Origin of the sequence: Minwuia sp. (assembly GCF_048263705.1) — a bacterium.
Lineage (GTDB): Bacteria > Pseudomonadota > Alphaproteobacteria > Minwuiales > Minwuiaceae > Minwuia.
Genome location: NZ_JBLXDV010000007.1, coordinates 84,491 through 106,649 on the forward strand (window position 1 = coordinate 84,491; position 22,159 = coordinate 106,649).

Below are 22,159 nucleotides of genomic sequence, written 5' to 3' on the forward strand. Positions count from 1 at the left end.
ACACGGGGATCGGGCTGAATCAACCATTTCCTGAACGCGTCCCCCGGGTGGCTGCGCCACCGGGGATGACCGGAATTTCACCTTAAGGTGCCATCATGGACCTGAAACTGAGCGCTGAATATGAGGCCTTCCGAGACGAGGTCCGGCAGTTCATCGCAACCCACGCCGACAAGGCGCCGGGCGGATCGCGGAACCCGAAGGACCCGGCGCGTCTTGCCTGGCAGAAACTGCTGATCGAGCATGGCTACGCCGCGCGGACGATCCCGGCGGCATATGGCGGCTATGGCGCGGAGCCGGACATTCTGCAGTCGCGCATCATTGCGGAGGAGTTCGCTGAAGCGGGCGTGCCCGGCGGGATCGCCAACCAGGGCATCTCGATGCTGGTCCCGACGCTGCTGGAACTGGGCACCGAAGAGCAGAAACGCCAGTGGATCGGCCCGACCCTGCGCGGCGAGGTGGTCTGGTGCCAGGGCTATTCCGAACCCGGCGCAGGTTCGGATCTGGCCAGCCTGAAGACAACTGCCGTGGTCGATGGCGACGATTTCGTCATCAACGGCCAGAAGATCTGGACCTCGACCGCAAAGCAGGCCGACATGATGTTCGCCCTGATCCGCACCGAACCGAACGCGCCGAAGCACAAGGGAATCTCGTTCCTGCTGCTGTCGATGGACACGCCGGGGATCGAGGTGCGCCCGCTGGTCGACATGACCATGACCGCCAATTTCAACGAGGTCTTCTTCACCGACGTGCGCGTGCCGGTCACGCAGATCGTCTCGGAGCGGGGACGCGGCTGGAATGTGGCCAACGCGGTGCTGACGCACGAACGCGGTATGCTGGGCAACCCGAACGCCGGGATGAGCCGCCTGGCCGCCATCATCCGCCTGATGGAGACCGAGACGCTGGACGGCCGCCGCGTCATGGACAACCCGGTGTTCCGCGACCGGCTGATCCGGCTGCAGGCGGAGGTCCATGCGATGAAGATGCACGGCATGCGCCTGATGACGATGAGCCAGAAAGGCGAATCGAAGGGCATCGCCGGGCTGATCGTGAAGCTGCAGGGCTGCGAGTTGAACCACCAGCTCGCCGGCTTCGCCATCGACGTCATGGGCGAGCTTGGCATCCTGTTCGACGAAGGCGATTACCTGCGCGACAACGGGGCCTGGCAATATCGCTACATGTACGATCTCGGCCTGATCATCGGCGGTGGCACGGCGCAGATCCAGAAGAACATCATCTCGGAACGCGGGCTGGGCATGCCGCGTGAGCCCAAGGCAATGAAGGTCTGAGGCCATGGAATTCGGACTGTCGGAAGACCAGCGCCTTTTGCAGGACCAGGTCGGCAAGTTTCTGGAAGGCGCGTCGGCGCTCGACGACGTGCGCCAGGTCGCGGACGGCGACGCGGGCGCGACCGAGGCGTTGAACAGCGCCTGGGTCGAGATGGGGCTGGCCGGGATCATGGTCCCGGTGGCCCATGGCGGATCCGGACTGGCCCTGCTGGATGCCGCGCTGGTGCAGGAGATGCTCGGCTATCACGTGACGCCCGCCGGGTTCATGGCCAACGCGGCGCTGGCGGTCACTGCACTCGTCGAAGCGGGCAGCACGGCGCAGCAGGCCGACTGGCTGGCTCAGATCGCGACCGGCGACGTGCGGTTCGGCATCGCCATCTCGGAAGCCGCCGCCGCGCGCGAAAAGGCCGGTGTCGCATCCGGTGCCAGTGGCCTTCAGGGCAAGGCCCTGTTCGCGCTGGACACGGGCGAGGCCACACACTTCATCGTCGCCGACAGGGATTGTGGACTGCACGTCGTGCCGCGCGATGCGGACGGGCTGACCGTCAACCGGCTGACGACCATCGATCGCACGCGCACCGTTGCCGAACTGACCTTCGACAATGTGAGAGCCGACGCGCTGAACGGCGGCAATGACGCCAGCGCGGCCATCACCGCCATGATCGCCACGGGCCGGACGCTGATCGCCGCCGACAGTCTGGGCGCGGGTCAGCACATGATCGAGAAGGCCGTCGCCTACGCCATGGAGCGCCAGCAGTTCGGCCGCACCATCGGCTCCTTCCAGGCGGTCAAGCACATGTGCGCCGAGATGGCCGCCCGGCTGGAGCCCTGCCGGTCGCTGGTCTGGTACGCCGCCCACACCGCCGACGCCGAGCCCGACGAATTCCCGCTGATGGCCGCGCTGGCAAAGTCGCATCTGGCCGAAGTCGGCACCTTCGTCGCCCGCACCGCGACCGAGGTCCATGGCGGTATGGGCTTCACCGACCTGATGGGCCTGCACTACTGGTTCAAACGGATCGGTCTGAACCGGCAACTGCTCGGCGGCCCGGAAGTCACACGCGCCGACGCCGCCCGGCTGCAAGGGTTTGCCCGTTCCGGCATCTGATCGGAACGGTCAGACGTACGGGGTGGAACCCTCCAGATAAACCGGAAATGACCGTCCGGGTCCCGGCGATTCAGCCAGAGACGGGACTGCTTCAGCTGTTCGGCCAGTCGGGGTCGCGTTTCTGCTGGAAGGCGGCGAAGCCTTCCTTGCCGTCGTCGGTGCCGGCCATGATCGGCAGCATCAGTTGCGTATATTGCTGCGCCTCGCGGATCGGCATGTCCTGCACGGCGTGAAACGCGGTCTTGCCCAGGCGGATCGCGGTGGGCGAGCGCTTCACGATATCGGCCAGCAGTTCGTCCAGCACGGCATCCAGATCGCCGGGTTCCGCCACCGCGTTCAGCAGACCTTCGTCGAAGGCGCGTTCGGCGCTCCACGGCGTACCGCACATGCACAGTTCCAGCACCTTTCGGCGCGGCAGCACGCGCAGCATGTAGGGCAGAATGGTCATCGGGAACAGGCCGACACCCACTTCCGGCGTGCCCAGCCGCGCGCCCTTCACACCGACGGCCAGATCGGTGGCGCAGACCAGCCCGAAGCCGCCGCCCAGCGCGTGGCCGTTCACCCGCGCGATGATCGGCAGGGTACAGGCCTCGAAGGCCTCGAACATGTCGGTCAGTTTCAGTTGCGGCCGCGACGGTTCGGTCTTGAAGGGGCTGCCGTCCGGCTGCGGCGACAGATCGCCCCCCGCACAGAAGACCTTCTCGCCCGCGCCGGTCAGCACGACCGCACGCACCCGGTCATCGGCCTGGGCCGCGCGCAGGCCGTCCGCTATCCCGCCCGTGACGTGATCGTTCATCGCGTTGTTGCGGTCGGGCCGGTTGATGGTGATCCAGAACACCTGATCCCGGCGTTCGGTCAGCACCGCCTGTTCCTTGGCATCGGTCATATCGTTCCTCCCCAGGGCGACAGATCACATCTGTTCAAGTTCGTCGATGAAGCCTTCGATCAGCGACAGGCCGCGGGACCAGAATTTCGGGTCGGCGGCGTCCAGACCAAAGGGTTTCAGCAGCTCCGAATGATGCAGCGTCCCGCCTGCGGCCAGCATCTGCAGATACTTGTCCGCAAAGCCGTCCGGCTCGGCCTGATAGGTCTGGTACAGCGCATTCACCAGACAGTCCCCGAACGCGTAGGAATAGACGTAGAAGGGCGCATGGACGAAATGGCCGATGTAGGACCAGTAGCAGGCGTAGTCGTCGCGCAGGTCGAACGCCGGCCCCAGGCTGTCGCGCTGGATGTCCAGCCAGACCGCGCCGATGTCCTCGGGCGACAGTTCCCCGTCCCGCCGCTTTGCATGCAGGCGCAGTTCGAACTCGTAGAACGAGATCTGGCGCACCACGGTGTTGATCATGTCCTCGACCTTCGAGGCCAGCATCAGCCGCCGCCGGTTCGGGTTGGTCGCACCGGCAAGCATCGACTGGAAGGTCAGCATCTCGCCGAACACGCTCGCCGTCTCGGCCAGCGTCAGCGGTGTCGAACTCATCAGCGCACCCTGCTTCGCCGCCAGCATCTGGTGACAGCCATGACCCAGTTCATGGGCCAGCGTCATCACGTCCCGCACCTTCCCCTGATAGTTCATCAGCAGGTAGGGGTGCGTCGACGGCGTGACCGGATGGGCGAACGCCCCGGGCGACTTGCCCGCCTTGGGCGCGGCGTCGATCCAGGGCTTGTCGAAGAAGTTCTGCGCCACGGTCTGCAGTTCACCCGAGAACCCGCCATAGGCCTCCAGCACGGTCTCGACGGCGCTGTCCCACGGGATGGTCGCATCGTCATTGTCGGGCAGCGGCGCGTTGCGGTCGTGATGTTCGATCTTCTCCAGCCCCAGCCACTTCGCCTTCAGGGCGTAGTAGCGGTGCGAGATGCGCGGAAAGCTGTCGAACACGGCATCGCGCAGGGCGTTCACCACTTCCGGCTCGACCTGATTGAGGATGTGGCGGCCGTATTCCGGCCGGGCGATGTTGCGCCATTCGTCCTCGGTCTGCTTGTCGCGGATCAGCGTGTTGGTGATCAGGGTGAACAGCTTGATATTGGCACCCAGCACGCGGCTGATCTCGGCGGCGGCCTTCTGGCGGACATCGCGTTTCGACGATGACAGCAGGTTCAGCGCATCTTGGCTGGGCATGTCCTTGCCGTCGATGGTGAAGACCAGTTCGGCCATCGTCTGGTCGAACAGCCGGGTCCATGCGCTGGACCCCGTGATCGACTTTTCGTGGAACAGGCGCTCCAGTTCGTCGGACAGCACGTGATCCTTCATCGTCCGCAGTTCGCGCAGCCAGGGACCGTAATGCGCCAGCCTGTCCGACGTCGCGATGCGCGCCTGAAGGTCCTTCTCGTCCAGGTGATTGATCTCCAGCGAGAAGAACAGCAGCTTGGCGGTGATCCTGTTCAGGCGCTCCTGCACGCCCTGGAAGAAGCGCACTCGCTCCCCGTCGGACATGTCGGTGGCATAGTTCAGGAACGAGAACGCCATCAGCCGCTGGATCCGGTCCTGCAGAACCTCATAGTCGGCGATGCCCTGGGCCAGCGTGTCGCCGTCCGCCCCGGCGATCTTGCCAAGCATGGCGGTGCGCAGCGCATCGGCCTCGCGGTCGCAGGACTGGAAATCCGCCTCGATCTGCGGATCGGACGTACCCTTGTACAGGTCGTCCAGGTTCCACGACGGCAGGGGACTCATGTTGTTCATGCTTCAGTACTCACTTCCTGAGGGTGCTTTCGCGTTCTGGCAGTAACATGTAGGTGCAACTCGCCAGGGCAATGGGGTCGTCCTCATCGTGATAGGCACTGGCCGAGATGAAGGCGATCTGCCGGGTGATGCGTTTCAGTTCGGCCCGCGCGATGACGTCCAGGCCCGGCGTCGCGGGCTTCAGGTATTCCACACGCAGATCGATGGTCGCGCAGGGCACGGCGTATCCGATACCGGAATGCATGGCCACCGCGCACAGGTTGTCGATCTGCGTGGTGATCGCGCCGCCATGGATGACGCCGCTGGCCGGATCGCCGATCAGCTTGTCGGCATAGGGCAGGCGCGAGACCGCAATCGGGCCGCTGGTCTCAAGCAACTGGATGCCCAGCGCAAGGATGTGCGGGATCGAATCCTCCAGTTCCTGCAGGCTTTGCAGATCGACGGCAGGAAAGCGCTGCCATTCGCTGCGCGGTTCGACGACTAGGGCCATGTGATCTCCTCCCGCGGATGCGGCCGACTGCGGCTGGCGTGCGGATCAGTCCTGTTCGGCGGGCAACAGGAAGTGCGCGTGCGCGGCTGCCACCGGCTTGTCGCGGTCCGCCTGCCAGGCTTCGATGTGCATGTTGGCGATGCGGCGGCCATGCTTGGTGATCGTCGCCTGAGCGAACGTGTCCACAACCCGCGCCGACCGCAGATAATCGATGGTCAGATTGATGATCTTGGGCACCTGCTGGCTTTCGCGCGCCCAGATCAGATGCACGATGGCGGTCGATTCCAGAAAGGCGCCGACGACGCCGCCATGGATCGCCGGCAGGATCGGATTGCCGATGATGTGGTCGCTGCCCGGCATTCGCACGATGGGGCCCTGCGCGTCGGCGCTGACCGTCAGACCCAGAAACCGCATGTAGGGAATCGTGTCGATGACCGACTGATAGTCTTCGGTGCTTTGCGCCTGTTTCACGATGTCCGAGATATTCATGTCCTGATCCCCTTGGCGGCAAGCTTCGCGGCGTTCGCGCCCAGCATGAAGGTCGCGACGGCGTTGGCGATCGGATCGCCTTCGGTCTGATAGGCGCTGGCCCGCAGGAAGGCGATGGATTTCGTCGTCCTGTAGACCTCGGCGCGCGCGAACACGTCCTGATCCGGCAGGGCCGGTTTCAGATAGTCGATCCTGAGATCCAGCGTGGCAATGTCGCCCAGCGCCTCCAGGTAGGCGAACAGGGCATAGCCGCAGGCGGAATCGATCAGCGTCGTGATGGCACCGCCGTGCAGGATGCGCCCTTCGGTGTCGCCGACCAGTTCCTCCTGCCAGGGCAGGCGGGCGATGACAGCTTCCTTCTTCGCTTCGACGATATTCAGATTCAGCGCGCGGAACTGCCCCTGCGCGTGATCGCCCATCATCCTGACCTTGTCGAACCAGGTGACCTCGTTCGGGTCCTGTTTGCTGTCACCCTCAGACACGGTGATAGGTCCTGTACCAGTCGACGAACTTCGGAATGCCGACGTCGATCGGCGTCGAGGGTTCGAAGCCGATGTCGCGCCGGATGGCCTCGATGTCGGCGTAGGTCGACTGGACGTCGCCGGCCTGCATCGGTTCCATCTGTTTTTCGGCCTTCATGCCCAGCGCGTCTTCCAGCACCTCGATCATCCGCATCAGCGGCTCGGCCTGGTGGTTGCCGATGTTGTAGATCTTGTAGGGCGGTTGGGTGCCATCGTCGGCAGCCGGATGATCCAGCGACCCGACGATGCCCTTCACGATGTCGTCGACGTAGGTGAAGTCCCGGCTCATGTCCCCATTGTTGAAGACACTGATCGGCTTACCCGCCAGGATCGCTTCCGTGAACAGCCAGAGCGCCATGTCCGGGCGCCCCCACGGTCCGTAGACCGTGAAGAAGCGCAGGCCTGTCAACGGTATGCGGAACAGATGCGCATAGGCGTGGCTCATCAGTTCGTCCGACTTCTTGGTGGCGGCATACAGCGAGACCGGATTGTCGACGCGGTCCTCGACCGAGAACGGCAGCTTGGTGTTGCCGCCATAGACCGAACTGGACGAGGCGTAGACCATGTTGTCCAGACCGTCGGCGTGGCGCGCGATCTCCAGCATGTTCAGATGGCCGGTCAGGTTCGAATGCAGATAGGCATGCGGGTTGGTCAGCGAGTAGCGCACACCCGCCTGTGCCGCCAGATGGACGATCCCCCGGATCGGCCCGGCCTCGGCGATGACCGCCTTCAGTGCTTCGAAGTCCGCCAGATCGACCTGATGGAAACGGAACCCGTTGCGGCCCTCAAGACGCGCGAGCCGGTCCCGTTTCAGCTGCACACTGTAATAGTCGTTGAGGCTGTCCAGTCCGATCACGCGATCGCCGCGATCCAGCAGGACCTGCGCCACATGAGAGCCGATGAACCCCGCAACGCCGGTAACCAGGATAGTCATGTTACGCCTTCTGGCCGTTGGGATAATCGGCCCCTATGAAACACATTGTGCGCGGCCCCGCCAGCCGGTTCCGCGTCATGGCCCCGCGCGAACGACGGGCGGTGTGACGCAGGACTTGTGTCAGATTGAGAAACGTATCATCTTGAAACAGCGCGCCTGCCGCAAGTTTCAAGGAATACAACAGCCTGATGGCCAAGACCGTTCTGATTGTCGATGACGACCCCACCCAGTTGAGGCTGCTTGAAACCGTCGTTTCGAAAGCCGACTTCCGGGTCGAGAAAGCCGATGGCGGCAAGGAAGCGATCGAGAAGATCACCGGCGCGCGCCGGGGCGGCATCGATGTGGTGCTGCTGGATCTGGTGATGCCCGATGTCGACGGGCTGGAAGTGCTGGAGCGGGTCCGGCCGCAGCATCCGGGACTGCCCATCGTCGTCCTGACCGCCCATGGGGGTGTCGATACGGTGGTGAAGGCCATGCGCGCCGGCGCGTCGGACTTCATGGTCAAACCCGCCTCGCCCGAACGCATCCGGGTGACCTTGCAGAACGCGCTGAAGCTGAGCACCCTGACGGGCGAGATTTCCAGGCTGACCCGGAAGATATCCGGCGAACTGGGATTCGACGACCTGGTGGGCCAGAGCCCGGCGATGGCCGCGGTCATCGACCTGTCCAAGCGGGCCGCTGCCTCCAGCATTCCGATCCTGATCGAAGGCGAATCCGGTGTCGGCAAGGAGATCGTCGCGCGCGCCATCCAGGGCAGCAGCGAACGGGCCGGCCGGGCGTTCGTCACGGTCAACTGCGGCGCGATCCCCGAGAATCTGGTCGAGAGCGTCCTGTTCGGTCACGAGAAGGGCTCGTTCACCGGCGCGACACAGCGCAATACCGGCAAGTTTCAGGAAGCCTCGGGCGGCACCCTGTTCCTGGACGAGATCGGCGAGTTGCGGTTGGACATGCAGGTCAAGCTGCTGCGGGCCCTGCAGGAGGGCGAGGTCGATCCCGTCGGTGCCACCAAGCCCGTCAAGGTCGACATCAGGCTGATCAGCGCCACCAACCGCGATCTGGCCGAGATGGTGCGCGAAGGCACCTTCCGCGAGGACCTCTACTACCGCCTGAACGTCTATCCGATCATGATCCCGCCCCTGCGCGAACGCGATCAGGACGTGCCGCTGCTGGTCGAGCATTTCACGCGCGCCTTCGCGGCCAGCGAGAACAAGCCGATCCGCGGCGTGACGCAGGATGCGCTGGCACTGTTGTGCGACTATCACTGGCCCGGCAACGTCCGGCAGCTTGAAAACACCATCTTCCGGGCCATCGTGCTGGCCGAAGGCGACATGCTGACGGTCAACGATTTCCCGCAGATCACGGGCATCGGATTCAGCCCGCCGCGCAGGATCGAGGAACCGGACGCGCTGGCGGGCGCGGCTGCGACGGCGGCACCGGCTGCGATCCCGTCCCGGGGTGCGCTGTCGCTGCTGGACGATAGCGGCCATGCCCGCCCGCTTGCCGATGTCGAACTGGACGTCATCCGCCACGCCATCGACCGCTATGACGGGCAGATGTCCGAGATCGCGCGGCGTCTGGATATCGGCCGTTCGACACTTTACCGGAAACTGAAAGAGATCGAGGAGCGTGCAGCAGACCCGGAGGCCTTGGAAGAACCCGTCGAATGAGCGCGGTTGCACCGATCGGTGCAACAGGTCACAGACAGGACACGGTCCTTGCGGCAGGCTGGACGGTATGCCTGACCTTCGACCCACGCGCGATGCCCCATGACCGAACGGCGATCACCTCATGTAACGCGGCCTGCGGCGACCTTTGCCCATCGTGAAACGGACCGGAACCGACACTGATGATACGTTTCAAACCCCTGGCCGCCCTTTGCGCGGCCCTTCTCGGAATCAATGGCACCGCTGCGGCGGAACAGGCGCGCGACGATGACCCCGTGGCCGTCGCGCGGCCGGCCCTGCCGCCCCATGCGATCGTCAACGCCTGGCAGTTGCCGATCGCCGACGCCGCCGCTCTGGCGGAGCAGGCGATCCGCAACAAGGTGACCGACCTGCAGCGCGACCCCGTCCGGCACACGCTGCGTTTCACCAAGGCCGCATCCGACGGGGGCTTCATTCTGGGCCGGGTGGAACCGCGTCTCGTCCGCTCCGGGCTGGACAATACGACCGGCATCGTCTTCGACATCCGACTGCATGGTGCCAGCGGCGTGGTGGCACGGGCACAGAAGGGGTTCGCCCATTCCCTGCGCCGGCAGATCGAGGATGTCGCCCGGCTGAGGAACATCGCCATCGCGGCCATCGTCTGGCCGGAAACCCTGCCCGACCGCGCCGAGATCACCGAGGCCAGCCGCAGGGTCCCCCGTGAACCCCATGTCTTCGAGAAGTTCATCCGCGGCCGCAAACCGGACCCGGTCGAGGGCATCTGGCAGCGCACGGATGGCCGCATACAGGTCGGAGTCTATCGCGAACTGGAACAGCCGGGCCGGATCTATCGCGCGATGGTGCTGGAAGCACCGGAAGACGGCGTCTGGCGACCGGGGGAGATCAAGTTCGAACTGGAAATGCTGGAAGAGAACCTGGGCAGCGGTGCCCTGTTCCGGGATGACCGCGCACGCGCCGAGACCGTCTGGCGGTTCGAGAACGGCCATCTGGTGGCCCTGAACGCGATGCCGGGCGGTCATGTCGTCCGCTATGCCCGGCTGGGACCGAAGATCAAGTTCGATCAGGAGAAGCTGCACAACGGCACCGGCTGGGTCGTTTCCGAGAACGGCTACGTCGTGACCAACCATCATGTCATCAAGAAGGCCGAGGAGATCCGCGTCGGCTTTCGCGAGGGGCCATGGCGTCCCGCGACCGTCGTGCTTTCTGACGAACGCATGGACATCGCGATCCTGAAAGTGGACGAACCGGACGTGCTTGGACCCGTGCTGCCGCTGACAGGCGACAGGATCTCCCCCGATGGTTCTGCGGTCACCGCGGTCGGCTTTCCGCTGGCGCGCCGTCTGGGCGAGAAGTTCAAGGTCACGGCAGGCGTCATCAGCGGCCAGGCCGGCGACAAGGGCGACCTGACGCGGTTGCAGCATACGGCGGCGTTGCAGCCGGGCAGCAGCGGCGGCCCCCTGCTGGACCGGCACGGCAACGTGGTCGGCGTTTCCGTCTCGCTGCTGAAGGGGTCGCAGGTGCAGGATGTCAATTTCGCCATCAAGATCGGCTATCTGAAACTGCTGCTGGACGGGTTCGACGTGCCCTATCAGACTGGCACGCCCGCCGAGGACCTGGACCCGCAACAGATCGCGGAGCGGGTCCGCGGATCGGTCCTGCCGATCTGGATCAAACGCACGGAGTAGCGGCATCGGCCTCCAGGCGCCTATGATGGGCCGAATACAGGGTCGGAGAGAAGAACCATGGATGCCAGCACCACCGTCGAAACGCAGATGAACTACTCCAGCGAGGCCGACGGTCAGATCGGCTACTGGTTCTATGATCCGCCGGCGGACAAGAAGGTGCCGCTGCGGCCCGCCGGACAGGATCGCCACATGATCCAGGTGCATGACGCTTGGCCGATGGCCGACACGGTTTCCGTCGACGCCGAGGGCTTCGAGATCCACGACTTCGAGAGCGGCTTCCAGAACTTCGAGAAGGACGCCTCGGTGGAGATGATCTTCTATCCGCAGGTCGTCGATTTCGTGAAGCGTCACACCGGTGCCAAGCGCGTCAGGGTCTTCGATCACACGCTCCGGCGACGGCGCAGTCAGGACATCAAGACGCAGACCAAGGTCCAGCGCTCGGTTCCCTTCGTCGCCCACAGCGATTTCACACCGAAATCCGGTCCCCAGCGCGTGCGCGATATCATGGGAGATGAGGCGGAAACGCTGCTGGAAGGCCGCGTCGCCTTCTTCAACGTCTGGAAACCGATGTACGACGTGGTGGAAGAGCTGCCCCTGGGGGTCTGCGACGCGCGCTCGGTCGCGGACGACGAACTGCTGATCATGCATCTGAAGTACGAGGATCGCGACGGCGAGATCTACACGCTGAAGCACTCGCCCGATCACCGCTGGTACTACTTCCCGAACATGCGCCCCGATCAGGCCCTGCTGCTGAAGACCTACGACAGCGCGACCGACGGGCGGACGCGGTTCAACGTGCACGGCGCGTTCGAGGATCCGACCTCCCCCGCAGACCCCAGACCGCGCCAGAGCATCGAAGTCCGCACCATGGCATTTTTCTGATCTGTCGATGACATGGCCGGTTGAGCGGCATCGCCTGCCCCGTTAAGTTCCGCGGCCTGAAACCTTCACCGAGTCCGGAGAGCCATCGCCATGACCGAAACCGTCGCCGCCGATCACCTGCGCCAACTGATCGAGCGCATCGAGCGCCTGGAAGAAGAAAAGGCCGCGCTGGCAGCGGACATCCGCGAGGTCTACGCCGAGGCCAAGGGGCACGGCTTCGATTCCAAGACCATGCGCCAGGTGATCAAGATCCGGAAGATGGAACCCTCGGACCGTCAGGAGCAGGACGCCATGCTGACGCTCTATCTCGAAGCGCTCGGCATCCCCGTCAACGACAACTGAGGGATCGGCCATGACCCGCAAGATCGACTCCGTCGCCGTTCTGGGCGGCGGCACCATGGGGTCCGGCATTGTCGGCACCTGCGCCCAGATGGGCTGCCGGGTGCTGCTGCTGGATGTGGACATGCCGACCGCCGAGAAGGCGCTGGACCGGATCCTGAACGGCCGTCCGCCCGCGCTGGACGACCCGGACAAGGCGCACCTGATCACGCTGGGCACCCTGTCGGACGATCTGGACAAGATCGCCGACTACGACTGGATCTGCGAAGCCATCGTCGAGGATGTGGAGACCAAGCGCGACCTGTTCCGGCACGTGGAGCCGCTGCGCAAACCCGGCTCGGTGATCTCCACCAACACGTCCGGCATCCCGCTGAAGGACATCTGCGAAGGCATGCCCGACAGCCTGCGCCGCGACATCGCCGTCACCCACTTCTTCAACCCCGTCAAGGTGATGCGCCTGATGGAACTGATCCCCGGCGCGGACACGACGCCCGATGTGATCGAGGCCTTCCAGGATTTCCTCGGCACCCGCATGGGCAAGGGCGTCGTCAACGCCAAGGACACGGTGAACTTCATCGGCAACCGCATCGGCTGTTTCTGGATGCTGTCGGGCCTGCACATCGCGCTGGACGCCATGGAAAAGGGTGTCAGCCAGGAAACCATCGACGTGCTGATGTCGAAACCCATGGGCCTGCCGCCGACCGGGCTGTTCGGCCTGATCGACCTGATCGGGCTAGACGTGATGTATCTGGTCGGCCGGAACCTGGACGCGAACCTGCCCGCCGACGATGCGGGTCGCGCCTACACGTCGTTCCCGCCCGTGGTTCAGCGCATGTATGAGTCCGGGCAGCTTGGCCGCAAGACCGGCGGCGGCTTCTACCGCATGAAAAAGGACGCCGACGGGAACCGCACGCGCGAGGTTTACGATCTGGGCGCCGAGGACTGGCGGCCCGATCACCCGGTCGAACTGGAAGACTGGATGCGCGATGCGTCGACCCTGATGTTCACCGAATCGCCCGAAGGCCGGTTTGCGTGGGACCTGATGGGCGGCACCCTGCTGTACGCCGCCGATCTGGTGCCGCAGATTTCCGACGATGTGGTCAACATTGACCGGGCCATGCGCTGGGGCTTCGCCTGGCAGAAGGGGCCGTTCGAGTTTCTGGATTCGCTGCAGCCTGCGCGGCTGGTGAAGGGTCTGGAGAGCATGGGCAAGCCGTTGCCCGCCATGCTGCAGGTTCTGAAGGACGCCGGTGCCGAAAGCTTCTACCGCAAGGACGGCGCCGAGTATCTGGGCCGCGACGGCCAGTGGCACGCCACCCCGCCGGAGTAGGCGCCGGCAGCGGTATCAGCCCGGCACGGGCACCGGCTTGTTGAACTTCATCTTGTAGATCATGCGCAGGACGGCGACGGCGGTCTTCACCTGTCCGACGTCCAGATGCAGCGCGGCGATGCCCAGCAGGTTGCCCGCCGGATCCTCGCAGGCGGCATGCTGCAGCAGCGCCCGCAGCTGATCGCGGTTGCGGTCGGACAGGCCGGCGACCTTCTCGTCGAAGGCCTCGGCCATATGGGCCACCAGCCGTTCCGCGCCCAGCTGCGGCAGGTCCGGGTTCGTCGTGATCGCGACCCGCGCGTAGATCGTCGCCGCGCGCTTCAGATCGCTGGATACCAGGCGGTGCATCGCGAACATCAGCATCTCGGCATACAGCCGCTGGACATCGCCCTGGCGCAGTTCAACCGAGGGCAGCGCATCGGGCGACGCGGCAACGGCGGGCAGCCAGTCGCCGCCCAGGGCACCGAACTTCACGATGTCCTTCAGACTGCCGCCGCTGATCACGCGATTGAGCGCACCCGTCGGATCCTCCGGCGTCTGCCGCTGCGCGTCGGCAAGGGCATCCAGAAACAGCAGGGCCTCCTCGGATCGCTGCAGCGCGAGCAGCCGGCCGGAGATCCGGACGCCCTCGTCCGTCTTGCGGGCCGGGAAACAGACCGGCGACTGTTTCAGCAGTTCCATCACCGGCAGAATGCTCTCCGCGCGCAACCGGCAGAAGGAATCGAACACGACGGCACGGTCGAACACTTCGCGCTTCATCGCCATCTTCACACACTCGGCGGTCGTCGCATCGGGATGATCGGCCGACGAGACGACCACGTTGAACAGCCCGGTTCGCCACATGCGATGAGTCGGCTTGTCGGTGACGATGCCGATGGGGGCGTCGGGGTGTCGCTGCCGCACCGACCAGGCGGCCATCAGGGTCCGGTCGACCTGCCGTTCGTCGCCATTCGCGACCATCAGCACCATCCGCTTGTTCCAGCGTTTCGTCGCAGGCTGTTCCATCAAATCCCCTGATCCATCAGATCGATGCCAACCTTAATGCCAGAACCGGGCCATGAAAAAGCGCCTTCGTCATGCACCGAGAATCTTCCACACGCCAGACGATACCAGAACCGGCCTATCGTCCACGGTCAGACGGCCGGTTACGAACAGGATGCTGCGGGTTTCACGTTCGACCGTGCCCTTGCCGACGACCCAGTCGCCTTCGCGGACACCGGCCAGAAACTGGTTGTCCAGCTGCACGGTCGCCGTCGGGCGGCGCCCGATCACATTGTGCACCGTGCGCCCCAGCAACTGATCCATGAAGCTCATCAGCATGCCGCCGTGCACCACCATGCGCGAATTCAGATGCTTGGACTCGACCAGCAGCCCGAAGGTCAGCGATCCGTCGTCCTCGCGACGCTGATAGGTCGGGCCGATCATCGAGGAAAAATTGCCTGCATCGGTAATGGCTTCAAAGTCGGAAGGAATCGCGTCGGTCATGGTGCCTCATTTACGCTGGAATGCGGTGTTGATCTGGTTCTGTATAAAGGGGATTCGGTTCAGGAGAGCATGTTGCGTATCGTCGATCATTTGTTAACGCTATTCGGTCCATCATCGCCGCACTTCGGTTCTGCGAAGCGCAAGGAGTCCAAGCATGTTCGATCTGCCGGTCCTGATCTCGGAAACCAAGAACGGTTTCCGCATCGCGGTAGCGATCAACGACGATTCGGTGATTTCCCGCCGCCTGTCGCGCGCGGACCTGGAACAGTTGCGCGTGCGTATCGATGCGGCCCTTGGCGTCGCGCCGTCGGAATTCGACGACTGGCTGGAAGCGGACTCCTAGGCCTCGCACTTGCCTTCAGCACGGGCGTCCTGGCGGACAGCCACGGCATCGCCATGCATGGCACGCCCAAGTATCCGCCGGATTTCGAGCATTTCGACTATGTGAACCCCGACGCGCCGAGAACCGGCACCCTCAGCCTCGCCGCGCGGCAGGGCGGATACGACAGCCTCAACCCCTTCATCTTCAAGGGTCAGGCGGCGGAAGGCTGGCGGCTGGTCTTCGAATCCCTGACCAAGCGCGCGCAGGACGAACCGTTCTCGCTGTACGGCCTGCTGGCCGAAGAGGTCGAGATGGACCCCGCCCGGAAGTGGATACGGTTCCGGCTGCGCGAGGGCGCGCGGTTCGCCGACGGAGAACCGGTCAAGGTCTCCGACCTGATCTGGTCGTGGGAGACATTGCGCGACAAGGGCCGCCCGAATCACCGCCTCTATTATCGCGAGGTGCTGCGGACCGAAGTCGACGGGCGGGATGTCACCTTCCGTTTCCGCAGCGGCGATAATCTGGAACTGCCGCTGCTGATGGCCCTGATGCCGGTGCTGCCCGCCCACTGGTTCGAGGCCAACGGCTTCGAGAAGACGACCCTGGATCCCATTCCCGGCAGCGGGCCCTATCGCGTCGATCGTGTAGAGCAGGGCCGGCGCATCGAATACGTCCGGCGTGAGGACTACTGGGGCCGGGATCTGCCGGTCAATCGCGGCGACCACAATTTCGAACGCATCCACTATGAGTTCTTCCGGGACGGCACCGCCGGGTTCGAAGCCCTGAAAGGCGGCATGTACGATGTGCATTTCGAGGATGATCCCGGCCGCTGGGAGCAGGCCTACGACTTCCCGGCGATGCGCGATGGCCGTCTGACCCGCCTCACGCTGCCGATGAAGCGGCCCGCCGGCATGCGCGGTTTCGTGATGAACAGCCGACGCGCGCCGTTCGATGACATTCGTGTCCGCAGGGCGCTGAACCTCGCCTTCGACTTCGACTGGGCGAATGAGAATCTGTTCTTCAACGCCTACCGGCGCAACGAGAGCTACTACCAGAACAGCGACCTGATGGCGGATGGCCCGCCGTCGGACACCGAGAGAGCTCTGCTGGAACCGTTCGCCGAGACCCTGCCTGACGGCACGCTGGGGCCCGCGGTCCTGCCGCCTGCCACCCCCGGTCCGAAAGCGGTCCGCGCCAACCTGAAGGCCGCGCTCGGGTTGTTCGGTGAAGCGGGCTGGAACATCGGCGAAGGCCGGAAACTGCGCGATGCGACCGGGACCGCCATGCGCTTCGAGATCCTGCTGTTCGATCCGGGCGACGAGGCGCTCTCGCTGCATTTTGCACGAACGCTGGAGCGGCTCGGGATCGACGTCAGCGTCCGGTCCATCGACCCGGCGCAATACGAGCGCCGGCGACAGAGCTTCGAATTCGACCTGATCATCAACCATTGGTACCAGTCGCTCAGCCCGGGTTCCGAACAGTGGTACTACTGGGGCAAGGCACAGGCCGACAATCCGGGCAGCCGCAACTATGCGGGCGTGCGGCTGGACGCGGTCGATGCCATGATCGGCCATATGACCGCCGCGACGACACGATCCGAGCTGCAGTCGGCGACACGTTCGCTGGACCGCATCCTGAGGGCCGGGCGCTATGTGGTGCCGCTGTACTGGCAGCCCGAGCAGCGCATGATCGTGGCGAAGGGGCTGACCGCGCCTGCCGTATCGCCGATCTATGGCCCGGTGCTGACCACATGGTGGTGGGACCGTTGAGGCAGGTCACGACCGAACTGCGCGTCCGGACATCGGGACGCGGACTGTATGAGGTCACGGACGAGATCACCGGCTGGTCCGGCGCGTCGGACATCGCGACCGGATTGCTGACGGTGTTCATTCGACACACATCCGCGTCCCTGCTGATCCAGGAAAACGCCGACCCGGATGTACTGGCCGACCTGAACAGCTTCTTCACGCAACTGGTCCCCGACGATCCGGCGCGCTATCTGCACACGGCAGAGGGACCGGACGACATGCCTGCCCATATCCGGAGTGCCCTGACGCAGACCAGCCTGGGCATCCCGGTGCGCGACGGCAGGCCGGTGCTGGGCACATGGCAGGGCATCTATCTGTTCGAACACCGCACCCGCCCGCACGACCGCAAACTGGCGCTGCATCTGATCGGGGACTGAGATTTGGATCATGACACGATAGAGCACTGGCTGCAGACCAAGGCGCGCGAGATGCCGAACATGCCGGAATTTGCCGAGCAGTTCCGCCTGCAGTTGCTGGCGGCGGGTCTGGATTTCGCGCGGTTTTCGCTGAGCTATCAGACGCTGCATCCGGAGGTCGCGGCGCTGGCGTTCTTCTGGAACGATACCGAGGAGCGGATCCAGCAGTACGACGTCAGTCTGGAGATCAAGATGTCCAGCGATTACCTGGTCAGCCCCGTGCGTATCATACATGAAGGCGGTGACATGGTCCGCTGCCGGCTGGAAGGCGATGACCCGGATCTGGAGTACGAGTTTCTGGAAGGGCTGCGCGATACCGGCTACACCGATTACCTGATGCTGGGTGTGCCCATGTCCGGCACCCGCCGTGCGCCGCTGATGGTGGCGACGAAACGCCCCGGCGGTTTCACGGATGACGAGATCGCCGGTCTGAAAGCCATTCGCGGCATGCTGGGGCTGCACATCGAGATCCATGCCAGCCATCACCTCGCGGGCTCCCTGCTGGATGTCTATCTGGGCCACGGCACGGGCGAGCGGGTGCTGGCCGGTGCGATCCGGCGGGGCAGCGTGCAGAAGATCCCGGCGGCCCTGTTCTTCTGCGATCTGCGGAACTTCACGGCCCTGTCGGAGCGCCTGCCCCGGAATTTCATCGTGCACGTCCTGAACGACTATTTCGGCGAGGTCGGCCGCGCGGTCGATGACAACCGCGGCGAGATCCTGAAGTTCATCGGGGACGCGGCCCTTGCCATCTTCCCGGTGGAGGGCGAGGACGTGACCGGCGCATGCGATCGTGCGCTGGCGGCTGCGCATGCCCTGACGGCCAATCTGGAGACGCTGAACACGGTGCGGGCGAACGATGGAAAACCACCGCTGATCGCGGGCATGGGCCTGCATGCCGGCGACGTCTGGTACGGCAATATCGGGGCGGCGGGACGCATGGATTTCACGGTCATCGGCCCGGCGGTGAACCGCGCCGCGCGGCTGGAGAAACTGGCCAGCGATCTCGGCGAAGCGGTGATGGTCTCGGAAGATTTCGCCGCAAGCTCGTCCGCGGATTTCGAGCGTGTCGGCGCGTTCGAACTGAAAGGCATCGAAGGCATGACGCCTGCGTTCAGACCAAGGGCCGACTGATCGCACGCCCAGTGGGTAACCCCCGCCTTGCGCGGGGGTCTGGAGCGGCTTTGCCGCAAGCTGTTGGTTCGCCGGATGCCCGCACAAGGCGGGCATGACCCGCTAGAGCAGTCCCGGCTTTGACTGAATCGCCGACTCTCGGACTGTCACCCCCGGTTCATCCGGGGGCCTCTCGGAATACCGGCCATGCGCCGGGTTTGCCGGGTCGTCCGTTGCCCCCGCACGGAGGCGGGGGTGACACGCGGTGTGTTTGACCGTTTCAATCAAATGCAGGACCGCTCTAGGGATCTGTCATCGTCTGCAGCGTCTCAAAGTGATCTGCATTCAACGAAAAAGGGCCGCCGGATTTGACCGGCGACCCTGATTCTCGTGGCGGGCGAGCCTTGCGGCGCGCGCCAGTCAGTCCGTGCCTATGCGACCTCGAACAGGCCTGCGGCACCCTGACCGCCGCCGATGCACATGGTGGTGACCACATATTTGGCACCCCGGCGCTTGCCCTCGATCAGCGCGTGGCCGACCATGCGCGCACCGGACATGCCGAACGGGTGACCGATGGAAATCGCGCCGCCGTTGACGTTCAGGATCTCGTTCGGGATGCCGAGCTGATCGCGGCTGTAGAGCACCTGAACGGCGAACGCCTCGTTCAGTTCCCACAGGTCGATATCGTCCATCTTCAGGCCGGTACGCTCCAGCAGCTTCGGCACGGCATAGATCGGACCGATGCCCATCTCGTCCGGCTCCAGACCCGCGACGGCAAAGCCGCGGAAGTAGCCCAGCGGCTCCAGGCCCTTCTTCTCGGCGACCTTGGCATTCATGACCACCGCGGCGGATGCGCCGTCGGAAAGCTGCGAGGCGTTGCCGGCGGTGATGAAGCCATCGTCCCCGATCACCGGCTTCAGGCTGGACAGCCCTTCCATGTTGGTGTCGGCGCGGTTGCCCTCGTCCTTCTCCAGCGTGACCTTCACTTCCGAGGTTTCGCCGGTCTGCTTGTCGGTGACGATCTTGGTCGTCTCCATCGGCACGATCTCGTCATCGAACTTGCCGGCCTGCTGTGCGGCGGCGGTCCGCATCTGCGACTGCAGCCCGTACTCGTCCTGATATTCGCGGGAGACGTTGTAGCGATTGGCGACCACTTCGGCCGTCTGGATCATCGAATAGTAGATGCCCGGATGGGTCTTCTCCAGCCACTCGTCCTTCGACCGGTAGCGGTTGGCATGCTCGGTCTGCACCAGGCTGACCGATTCCAGCCCGCCGGCAACCAGCACATCGGCTTCGTCGGCGATCACGCGCTGTGCGGCCATGGCGATGGTCTGCAGGCCCGACGAGCAGAAGCGGTTCACGGTCGCGCCGGGTACGGTAACCGGAAGGCCGGCGCGCAGGGCGATCTGTCGGGCGATGTTGCCGCCGGTGGTGCCTTCGGGATTGGCGCACCCCATCAGCACGTCCTCGACCTCGGCACCGTCGATGCCCGCGCGCTCGACGGCATGCTTGACCACATGGCCGCCCATCTCGGCACCGCCGGTGTTGTTGAAGGCGCCCCGGAAGGCCTTGCCGATCGGCGTACGTGCCGTCGAAACGATGACTGCTTCATTCATGTTGAAACTCCCCAGTTCGCGGGTTCATCTTCCCGCATTGAAATCCTGCCGCCCAAGATAGCGCGGCTGTGCGCACAAGTCATGTGGGCGAAGTCGCCCGCCCGCAGGGTTCTACCTGCCGGTGAAGTTGGCCTTGCGCTTCTCGACAAAAGCGGCGACGCCTTCACGGTAATCCTCGCGCGCGGCGCAGGAGGCGAACATCTCGCCTTCCATCTGCAGCTGGGATTCGAACTCGTTCTGCTGGCTACGGTACATCAGCTTCTTGGCCTGCCCGTAGACGAAGGTCGGACCGTTGGCCAGGCGGGTCGCCAGCTTGTCCGTCTCGGCGTCCAGCTGATCGTCGGGCACGACGAAGTTCACCAGACCGTGGTCGGCCATCTGCTGCGCCGTGAAACGGTCGCCCAGCAGGGTCATTTCCATGGTCTTCTTGATGCCGAGCGCGCGCGGCAGGTGATAGCTGGCCGAGCCGTCCGGCGTGGTGCCGATGTGGCAGTAGGCCAGCGTGAAGAAGGCGCTTTCCTCGGCGATGATCAGGTCACAGGCGGCCGCCACAGACACCCCGGCACCGGCTGCGGCACCGCGCACCTTGGCGACGATGGGCTTCGGCATCCGGCGCATGGAGAACATGATCGGATGGAGGTCGTGGATACGGTTGACGAAATAGTTCTCGATCTCCGCGCCCGAGGCCGTCTTCAGATATTCGTTCATGTTCTTCACATCGCCGCCGGCCATGAAGTGATCGCCCTCGCCGGTGAGCACGACGCAGCGCACACTGTCATCGCGCTCTAGCTCGTGGAACGTCTTCGACATCATCGCCCGCATGTCCATCGACAGCGCGTTGCGCGCCTCCGGGCGGTTCATCGTGACCGTTGCGATGCCGTTCTCGATGCTGGTGACCAGATCAGCCATGTCTTCTCTCTCCCCTGAATGGTTGCTGACCTTGCTGTAGCACGGTGTCTGCCGCGGTTGAAATGCATGTCGCTCCTGACGCCATGCGCTGGACCTCACGCGGCCCTGCGTTGCCGCTCCCGCCAGAACACATACAGGCCCGCCCCAAGGATCAGCATCATGCCCAGCACCGCGCGCAGATCGGGTACCTCGTTCAGGATGACCAGCCCCCAAAAGGTGGCCAGCGGCAGGGCCACATATTCGAACGGCGCGACCGTCCCCGCACTGGCCGAGCGGTAGGCCTGCGACAGCGAATAGGCCGCGCCCGCCGAGATCGCGCCGAGGCCGCTCAGGATCAGCAGATCGACCGTGCCCGGCCAGCTCCAGGCGCGAAACAGGAACTGCATGCTGACATCGTCGGACCCCTCCGCGAAACGCCCGTCGCCCGCGAAGACGAAGAAGCCGATCCCGACGAAGATGAACATGGTCTGCGCGTAGACGGCCATGGCGGAGGCCTTGGCCGATGCGCCCAGCTTGCGCGTCAGGATGTTGAAGCTGGCGAAGGAAAGCGCCGCCACCATCGGCAGCAGCGAGACCAGCAGGCCGGGCCCTTCTCCGCCCTCCCCGCCGGGCTTCAGCATGACCAGCACACCGCAGAATCCCACCAGCACCGCAGCGATGCGGCGCGGTCCGATCCGCTCCTTCAGGATCAGGAACGACAGGATCGTCATGAACAGCGGCGCGACGAAGAAGATCGCCGTGGCCTCGGCCAGCGGCATTGCCGCCAGCGCCATGAAGAAGCTGAGATTGGCGACCACCAGCAGACAGGCCCGCGCGACATGCAGGCCGGGCCGCTTGGTTTTCAGAACGGTCCAGCCGCCTTCCAGCTTGACCAGGATCAGACTTACGGCAATCCCCACGACGGACCGGAAGAAGACAATCTCGTGCAGCGGATAACGGTCCGACAGCAGCTTCACCAGCAGGTCGTTGACCGAAATGAACGCCATCCCCAGCAGGATGAAGCTGATCCCCACCAGCGGCCGGTTCTGTTCGTCTGTCACGGCAGTCATCGCAAGTCCCCCTCCGGACGCCTATAGCGCCGAAGGAGG

Annotated in this window: 22 protein-coding genes; 11 read left to right on the forward strand and 11 right to left on the reverse strand. The window is 64.5% G+C overall.

The window, feature by feature from the left end:
* The first annotated feature begins 95 nt into the window (after positions 1-95).
* Entirely contained in the window at positions 96-1,286 is a 1,191-nt protein-coding gene (locus ACN0X7_RS11685; protein ID WP_417517384.1) for an acyl-CoA dehydrogenase family protein, read from the forward strand.
* Between the two features lie 4 nt (positions 1,287-1,290).
* Positions 1,291-2,391, forward strand: a complete 1,101-nt coding sequence (locus ACN0X7_RS11690; RefSeq protein WP_417517386.1) for an acyl-CoA dehydrogenase family protein — start codon at positions 1,291-1,293, stop codon at positions 2,389-2,391.
* 91 nt (positions 2,392-2,482) lie between these two features.
* Here the strand turns inward: ACN0X7_RS11690 and ACN0X7_RS11695 are convergent, their stop codons facing one another.
* The 6 genes from ACN0X7_RS11695 to ACN0X7_RS11720 are packed head-to-tail and all read right to left on the reverse strand — an operon-like array spanning position 2,483 to position 7,505.
* Entirely contained in the window at positions 2,483-3,277 is a 795-nt protein-coding gene (locus tag ACN0X7_RS11695) for an enoyl-CoA hydratase-related protein (protein WP_417517388.1), read from the reverse strand.
* A 24-nt stretch (positions 3,278-3,301) separates the two neighbouring features.
* A complete protein-coding gene (locus ACN0X7_RS11700) occupies positions 3,302-5,071 on the reverse strand; it encodes a M3 family oligoendopeptidase (protein WP_417517390.1) in 1,770 nt (589 codons plus the stop codon).
* A 10-nt stretch (positions 5,072-5,081) separates the two neighbouring features.
* A complete protein-coding gene (locus ACN0X7_RS11705) occupies positions 5,082-5,561 on the reverse strand; it encodes a PaaI family thioesterase (protein WP_417517392.1) in 480 nt (159 codons plus the stop codon).
* Positions 5,562-5,606: 45 nt separating this feature from the next.
* Positions 5,607-6,050 carry a PaaI family thioesterase gene (locus ACN0X7_RS11710; RefSeq protein ID WP_417517394.1) on the reverse strand — a complete coding sequence of 148 codons (444 nt, stop codon included), beginning with the start codon at positions 6,048-6,050 and terminating at the stop codon, positions 5,607-5,609.
* Positions 6,047-6,532 (reverse strand): PaaI family thioesterase, encoded by a 486-nt coding sequence (locus tag ACN0X7_RS11715; protein WP_417517396.1) that lies wholly within the window; start codon positions 6,530-6,532, stop codon positions 6,047-6,049. The genes ACN0X7_RS11710 and ACN0X7_RS11715 overlap by 4 nt, the downstream gene beginning before the upstream one ends.
* The gene (locus ACN0X7_RS11720; RefSeq protein ID WP_417517398.1) at positions 6,525-7,505 is read right to left on the reverse strand and encodes an NAD-dependent epimerase/dehydratase family protein; all 981 of its coding nucleotides are present in this window, start codon (positions 7,503-7,505) and stop codon (positions 6,525-6,527) included. Before ACN0X7_RS11720 ends, ACN0X7_RS11715 begins: the two co-directional genes overlap by 8 nt.
* Positions 7,506-7,693: 188 nt before the next feature.
* On the opposite strand from ACN0X7_RS11720, the gene ACN0X7_RS11725 reads away from it, so the two are divergent.
* The 5 genes from ACN0X7_RS11725 to ACN0X7_RS11745 all read left to right on the forward strand — a co-directional run bounded on the left by ACN0X7_RS11725 (position 7,694) and on the right by ACN0X7_RS11745 (position 13,405).
* On the forward strand, positions 7,694-9,172 hold the full coding sequence (locus ACN0X7_RS11725; protein WP_417517400.1) for a sigma-54-dependent transcriptional regulator: 1,479 nt from the start codon (positions 7,694-7,696) through the stop codon (positions 9,170-9,172).
* Positions 9,173-9,351: 179 nt separating this feature from the next.
* Positions 9,352-10,854, forward strand: coding sequence for a S1C family serine protease (locus ACN0X7_RS11730; protein WP_417517402.1), 1,503 nt, complete (start codon positions 9,352-9,354; stop codon positions 10,852-10,854).
* A gap of 57 nt (positions 10,855-10,911) precedes the next feature.
* Positions 10,912-11,736 (forward strand): CmcJ/NvfI family oxidoreductase, encoded by an 825-nt coding sequence (locus tag ACN0X7_RS11735; RefSeq protein ID WP_417517404.1) that lies wholly within the window; start codon positions 10,912-10,914, stop codon positions 11,734-11,736.
* Positions 11,737-11,826: 90 nt separating this feature from the next.
* Complete coding sequence (locus ACN0X7_RS11740) at positions 11,827-12,078, forward strand: DUF2312 domain-containing protein (protein WP_417517406.1); 252 nt, start codon at positions 11,827-11,829, stop codon at positions 12,076-12,078.
* 10 nt (positions 12,079-12,088) lie between these two features.
* Positions 12,089-13,405, forward strand: coding sequence for a 3-hydroxyacyl-CoA dehydrogenase family protein (locus ACN0X7_RS11745; protein WP_417517408.1), 1,317 nt, complete (start codon positions 12,089-12,091; stop codon positions 13,403-13,405).
* Between the two features lie 15 nt (positions 13,406-13,420).
* Here ACN0X7_RS11745 and ACN0X7_RS11750 read toward each other — a convergent pair whose 3' ends face one another.
* Positions 13,421-14,410, reverse strand: a complete 990-nt coding sequence (locus ACN0X7_RS11750) for a hypothetical protein (protein ID WP_417517410.1) — start codon at positions 14,408-14,410, stop codon at positions 13,421-13,423.
* A 69-nt stretch (positions 14,411-14,479) separates the two neighbouring features.
* Positions 14,480-14,890 (reverse strand): PaaI family thioesterase, encoded by a 411-nt coding sequence (locus ACN0X7_RS11755; RefSeq protein WP_417517412.1) that lies wholly within the window; start codon positions 14,888-14,890, stop codon positions 14,480-14,482.
* Between the two features lie 154 nt (positions 14,891-15,044).
* On the opposite strand from ACN0X7_RS11755, the gene ACN0X7_RS11760 reads away from it, so the two are divergent.
* From ACN0X7_RS11760 to ACN0X7_RS11775, 4 genes are read left to right on the forward strand one after another with little or no spacing between them, the layout of a single operon-like run.
* Positions 15,045-15,233: a hypothetical protein gene (locus ACN0X7_RS11760; protein ID WP_417517414.1), complete on the forward strand. Its 189-nt coding sequence runs from the start codon at positions 15,045-15,047 to the stop codon at positions 15,231-15,233.
* A gap of 53 nt (positions 15,234-15,286) precedes the next feature.
* On the forward strand, positions 15,287-16,981 hold the full coding sequence (locus tag ACN0X7_RS11765) for an extracellular solute-binding protein (protein ID WP_417517416.1): 1,695 nt from the start codon (positions 15,287-15,289) through the stop codon (positions 16,979-16,981).
* Positions 16,978-17,397 carry a secondary thiamine-phosphate synthase enzyme YjbQ gene (locus ACN0X7_RS11770; RefSeq protein WP_417517418.1) on the forward strand — a complete coding sequence of 140 codons (420 nt, stop codon included), beginning with the start codon at positions 16,978-16,980 and terminating at the stop codon, positions 17,395-17,397. The genes ACN0X7_RS11765 and ACN0X7_RS11770 overlap by 4 nt, the downstream gene beginning before the upstream one ends.
* 3 nt (positions 17,398-17,400) lie before the next feature.
* A complete protein-coding gene (locus tag ACN0X7_RS11775) occupies positions 17,401-18,567 on the forward strand; it encodes an adenylate/guanylate cyclase domain-containing protein (protein ID WP_417517420.1) in 1,167 nt (388 codons plus the stop codon).
* Positions 18,568-18,977: 410 nt separating this feature from the next.
* Here ACN0X7_RS11775 and ACN0X7_RS11780 read toward each other — a convergent pair whose 3' ends face one another.
* The 3 genes from ACN0X7_RS11780 to ACN0X7_RS11790 form a co-directional block, all read right to left on the reverse strand.
* The gene (locus ACN0X7_RS11780; RefSeq protein WP_417517422.1) at positions 18,978-20,162 is read right to left on the reverse strand and encodes an acetyl-CoA C-acyltransferase; all 1,185 of its coding nucleotides are present in this window, start codon (positions 20,160-20,162) and stop codon (positions 18,978-18,980) included.
* Between the two features lie 111 nt (positions 20,163-20,273).
* Positions 20,274-21,071, reverse strand: a complete 798-nt coding sequence (locus tag ACN0X7_RS11785; RefSeq protein WP_417517424.1) for an enoyl-CoA hydratase/isomerase family protein — start codon at positions 21,069-21,071, stop codon at positions 20,274-20,276.
* A gap of 95 nt (positions 21,072-21,166) precedes the next feature.
* Positions 21,167-22,120 carry a DMT family transporter gene (locus ACN0X7_RS11790; RefSeq protein ID WP_417517426.1) on the reverse strand — a complete coding sequence of 318 codons (954 nt, stop codon included), beginning with the start codon at positions 22,118-22,120 and terminating at the stop codon, positions 21,167-21,169.
* Positions 22,121-22,159: the final 39 nt, after the last annotated feature.

What these genes read in the sequence shown, in the direction of transcription:
- ACN0X7_RS11710 (WP_417517394.1), bottom strand. Translation starts at nt 6,050, where the DNA reads ATGAATATCTCGGACATCGTGAAACAGGCGCAAAGCACCGAAGACTAT.
- ACN0X7_RS11725 (WP_417517400.1), top strand. Translation starts at nt 7,694, where the DNA reads ATGGCCAAGACCGTTCTGATTGTCGATGACGACCCCACCCAGTTGAGG.
- ACN0X7_RS11740 (WP_417517406.1), top strand. Translation starts at nt 11,827, where the DNA reads ATGACCGAAACCGTCGCCGCCGATCACCTGCGCCAACTGATCGAGCGC.
- ACN0X7_RS11695 (WP_417517388.1), bottom strand. Translation starts at nt 3,277, where the DNA reads ATGACCGATGCCAAGGAACAGGCGGTGCTGACCGAACGCCGGGATCAG.
- ACN0X7_RS11705 (WP_417517392.1), bottom strand. Translation starts at nt 5,561, where the DNA reads ATGGCCCTAGTCGTCGAACCGCGCAGCGAATGGCAGCGCTTTCCTGCC.
- ACN0X7_RS11755 (WP_417517412.1), bottom strand. Translation starts at nt 14,890, where the DNA reads ATGACCGACGCGATTCCTTCCGACTTTGAAGCCATTACCGATGCAGGC.
- ACN0X7_RS11790 (WP_417517426.1), bottom strand. Translation starts at nt 22,120, where the DNA reads ATGACTGCCGTGACAGACGAACAGAACCGGCCGCTGGTGGGGATCAGC.
- ACN0X7_RS11720 (WP_417517398.1), bottom strand. Translation starts at nt 7,505, where the DNA reads ATGACTATCCTGGTTACCGGCGTTGCGGGGTTCATCGGCTCTCATGTG.
- ACN0X7_RS11700 (WP_417517390.1), bottom strand. Translation starts at nt 5,071, where the DNA reads ATGAACAACATGAGTCCCCTGCCGTCGTGGAACCTGGACGACCTGTAC.
- ACN0X7_RS11690 (WP_417517386.1), top strand. Translation starts at nt 1,291, where the DNA reads ATGGAATTCGGACTGTCGGAAGACCAGCGCCTTTTGCAGGACCAGGTC.
- ACN0X7_RS11785 (WP_417517424.1), bottom strand. Translation starts at nt 21,071, where the DNA reads ATGGCTGATCTGGTCACCAGCATCGAGAACGGCATCGCAACGGTCACG.
- ACN0X7_RS11685 (WP_417517384.1), top strand. Translation starts at nt 96, where the DNA reads ATGGACCTGAAACTGAGCGCTGAATATGAGGCCTTCCGAGACGAGGTC.
- ACN0X7_RS11780 (WP_417517422.1), bottom strand. Translation starts at nt 20,162, where the DNA reads ATGAATGAAGCAGTCATCGTTTCGACGGCACGTACGCCGATCGGCAAG.
- ACN0X7_RS11765 (WP_417517416.1), top strand. Translation starts at nt 15,287, where the DNA reads ATGCATGGCACGCCCAAGTATCCGCCGGATTTCGAGCATTTCGACTAT.
- ACN0X7_RS11750 (WP_417517410.1), bottom strand. Translation starts at nt 14,410, where the DNA reads ATGGAACAGCCTGCGACGAAACGCTGGAACAAGCGGATGGTGCTGATG.
- ACN0X7_RS11745 (WP_417517408.1), top strand. Translation starts at nt 12,089, where the DNA reads ATGACCCGCAAGATCGACTCCGTCGCCGTTCTGGGCGGCGGCACCATG.
- ACN0X7_RS11735 (WP_417517404.1), top strand. Translation starts at nt 10,912, where the DNA reads ATGGATGCCAGCACCACCGTCGAAACGCAGATGAACTACTCCAGCGAG.
- ACN0X7_RS11730 (WP_417517402.1), top strand. Translation starts at nt 9,352, where the DNA reads ATGATACGTTTCAAACCCCTGGCCGCCCTTTGCGCGGCCCTTCTCGGA.
- ACN0X7_RS11760 (WP_417517414.1), top strand. Translation starts at nt 15,045, where the DNA reads ATGTTCGATCTGCCGGTCCTGATCTCGGAAACCAAGAACGGTTTCCGC.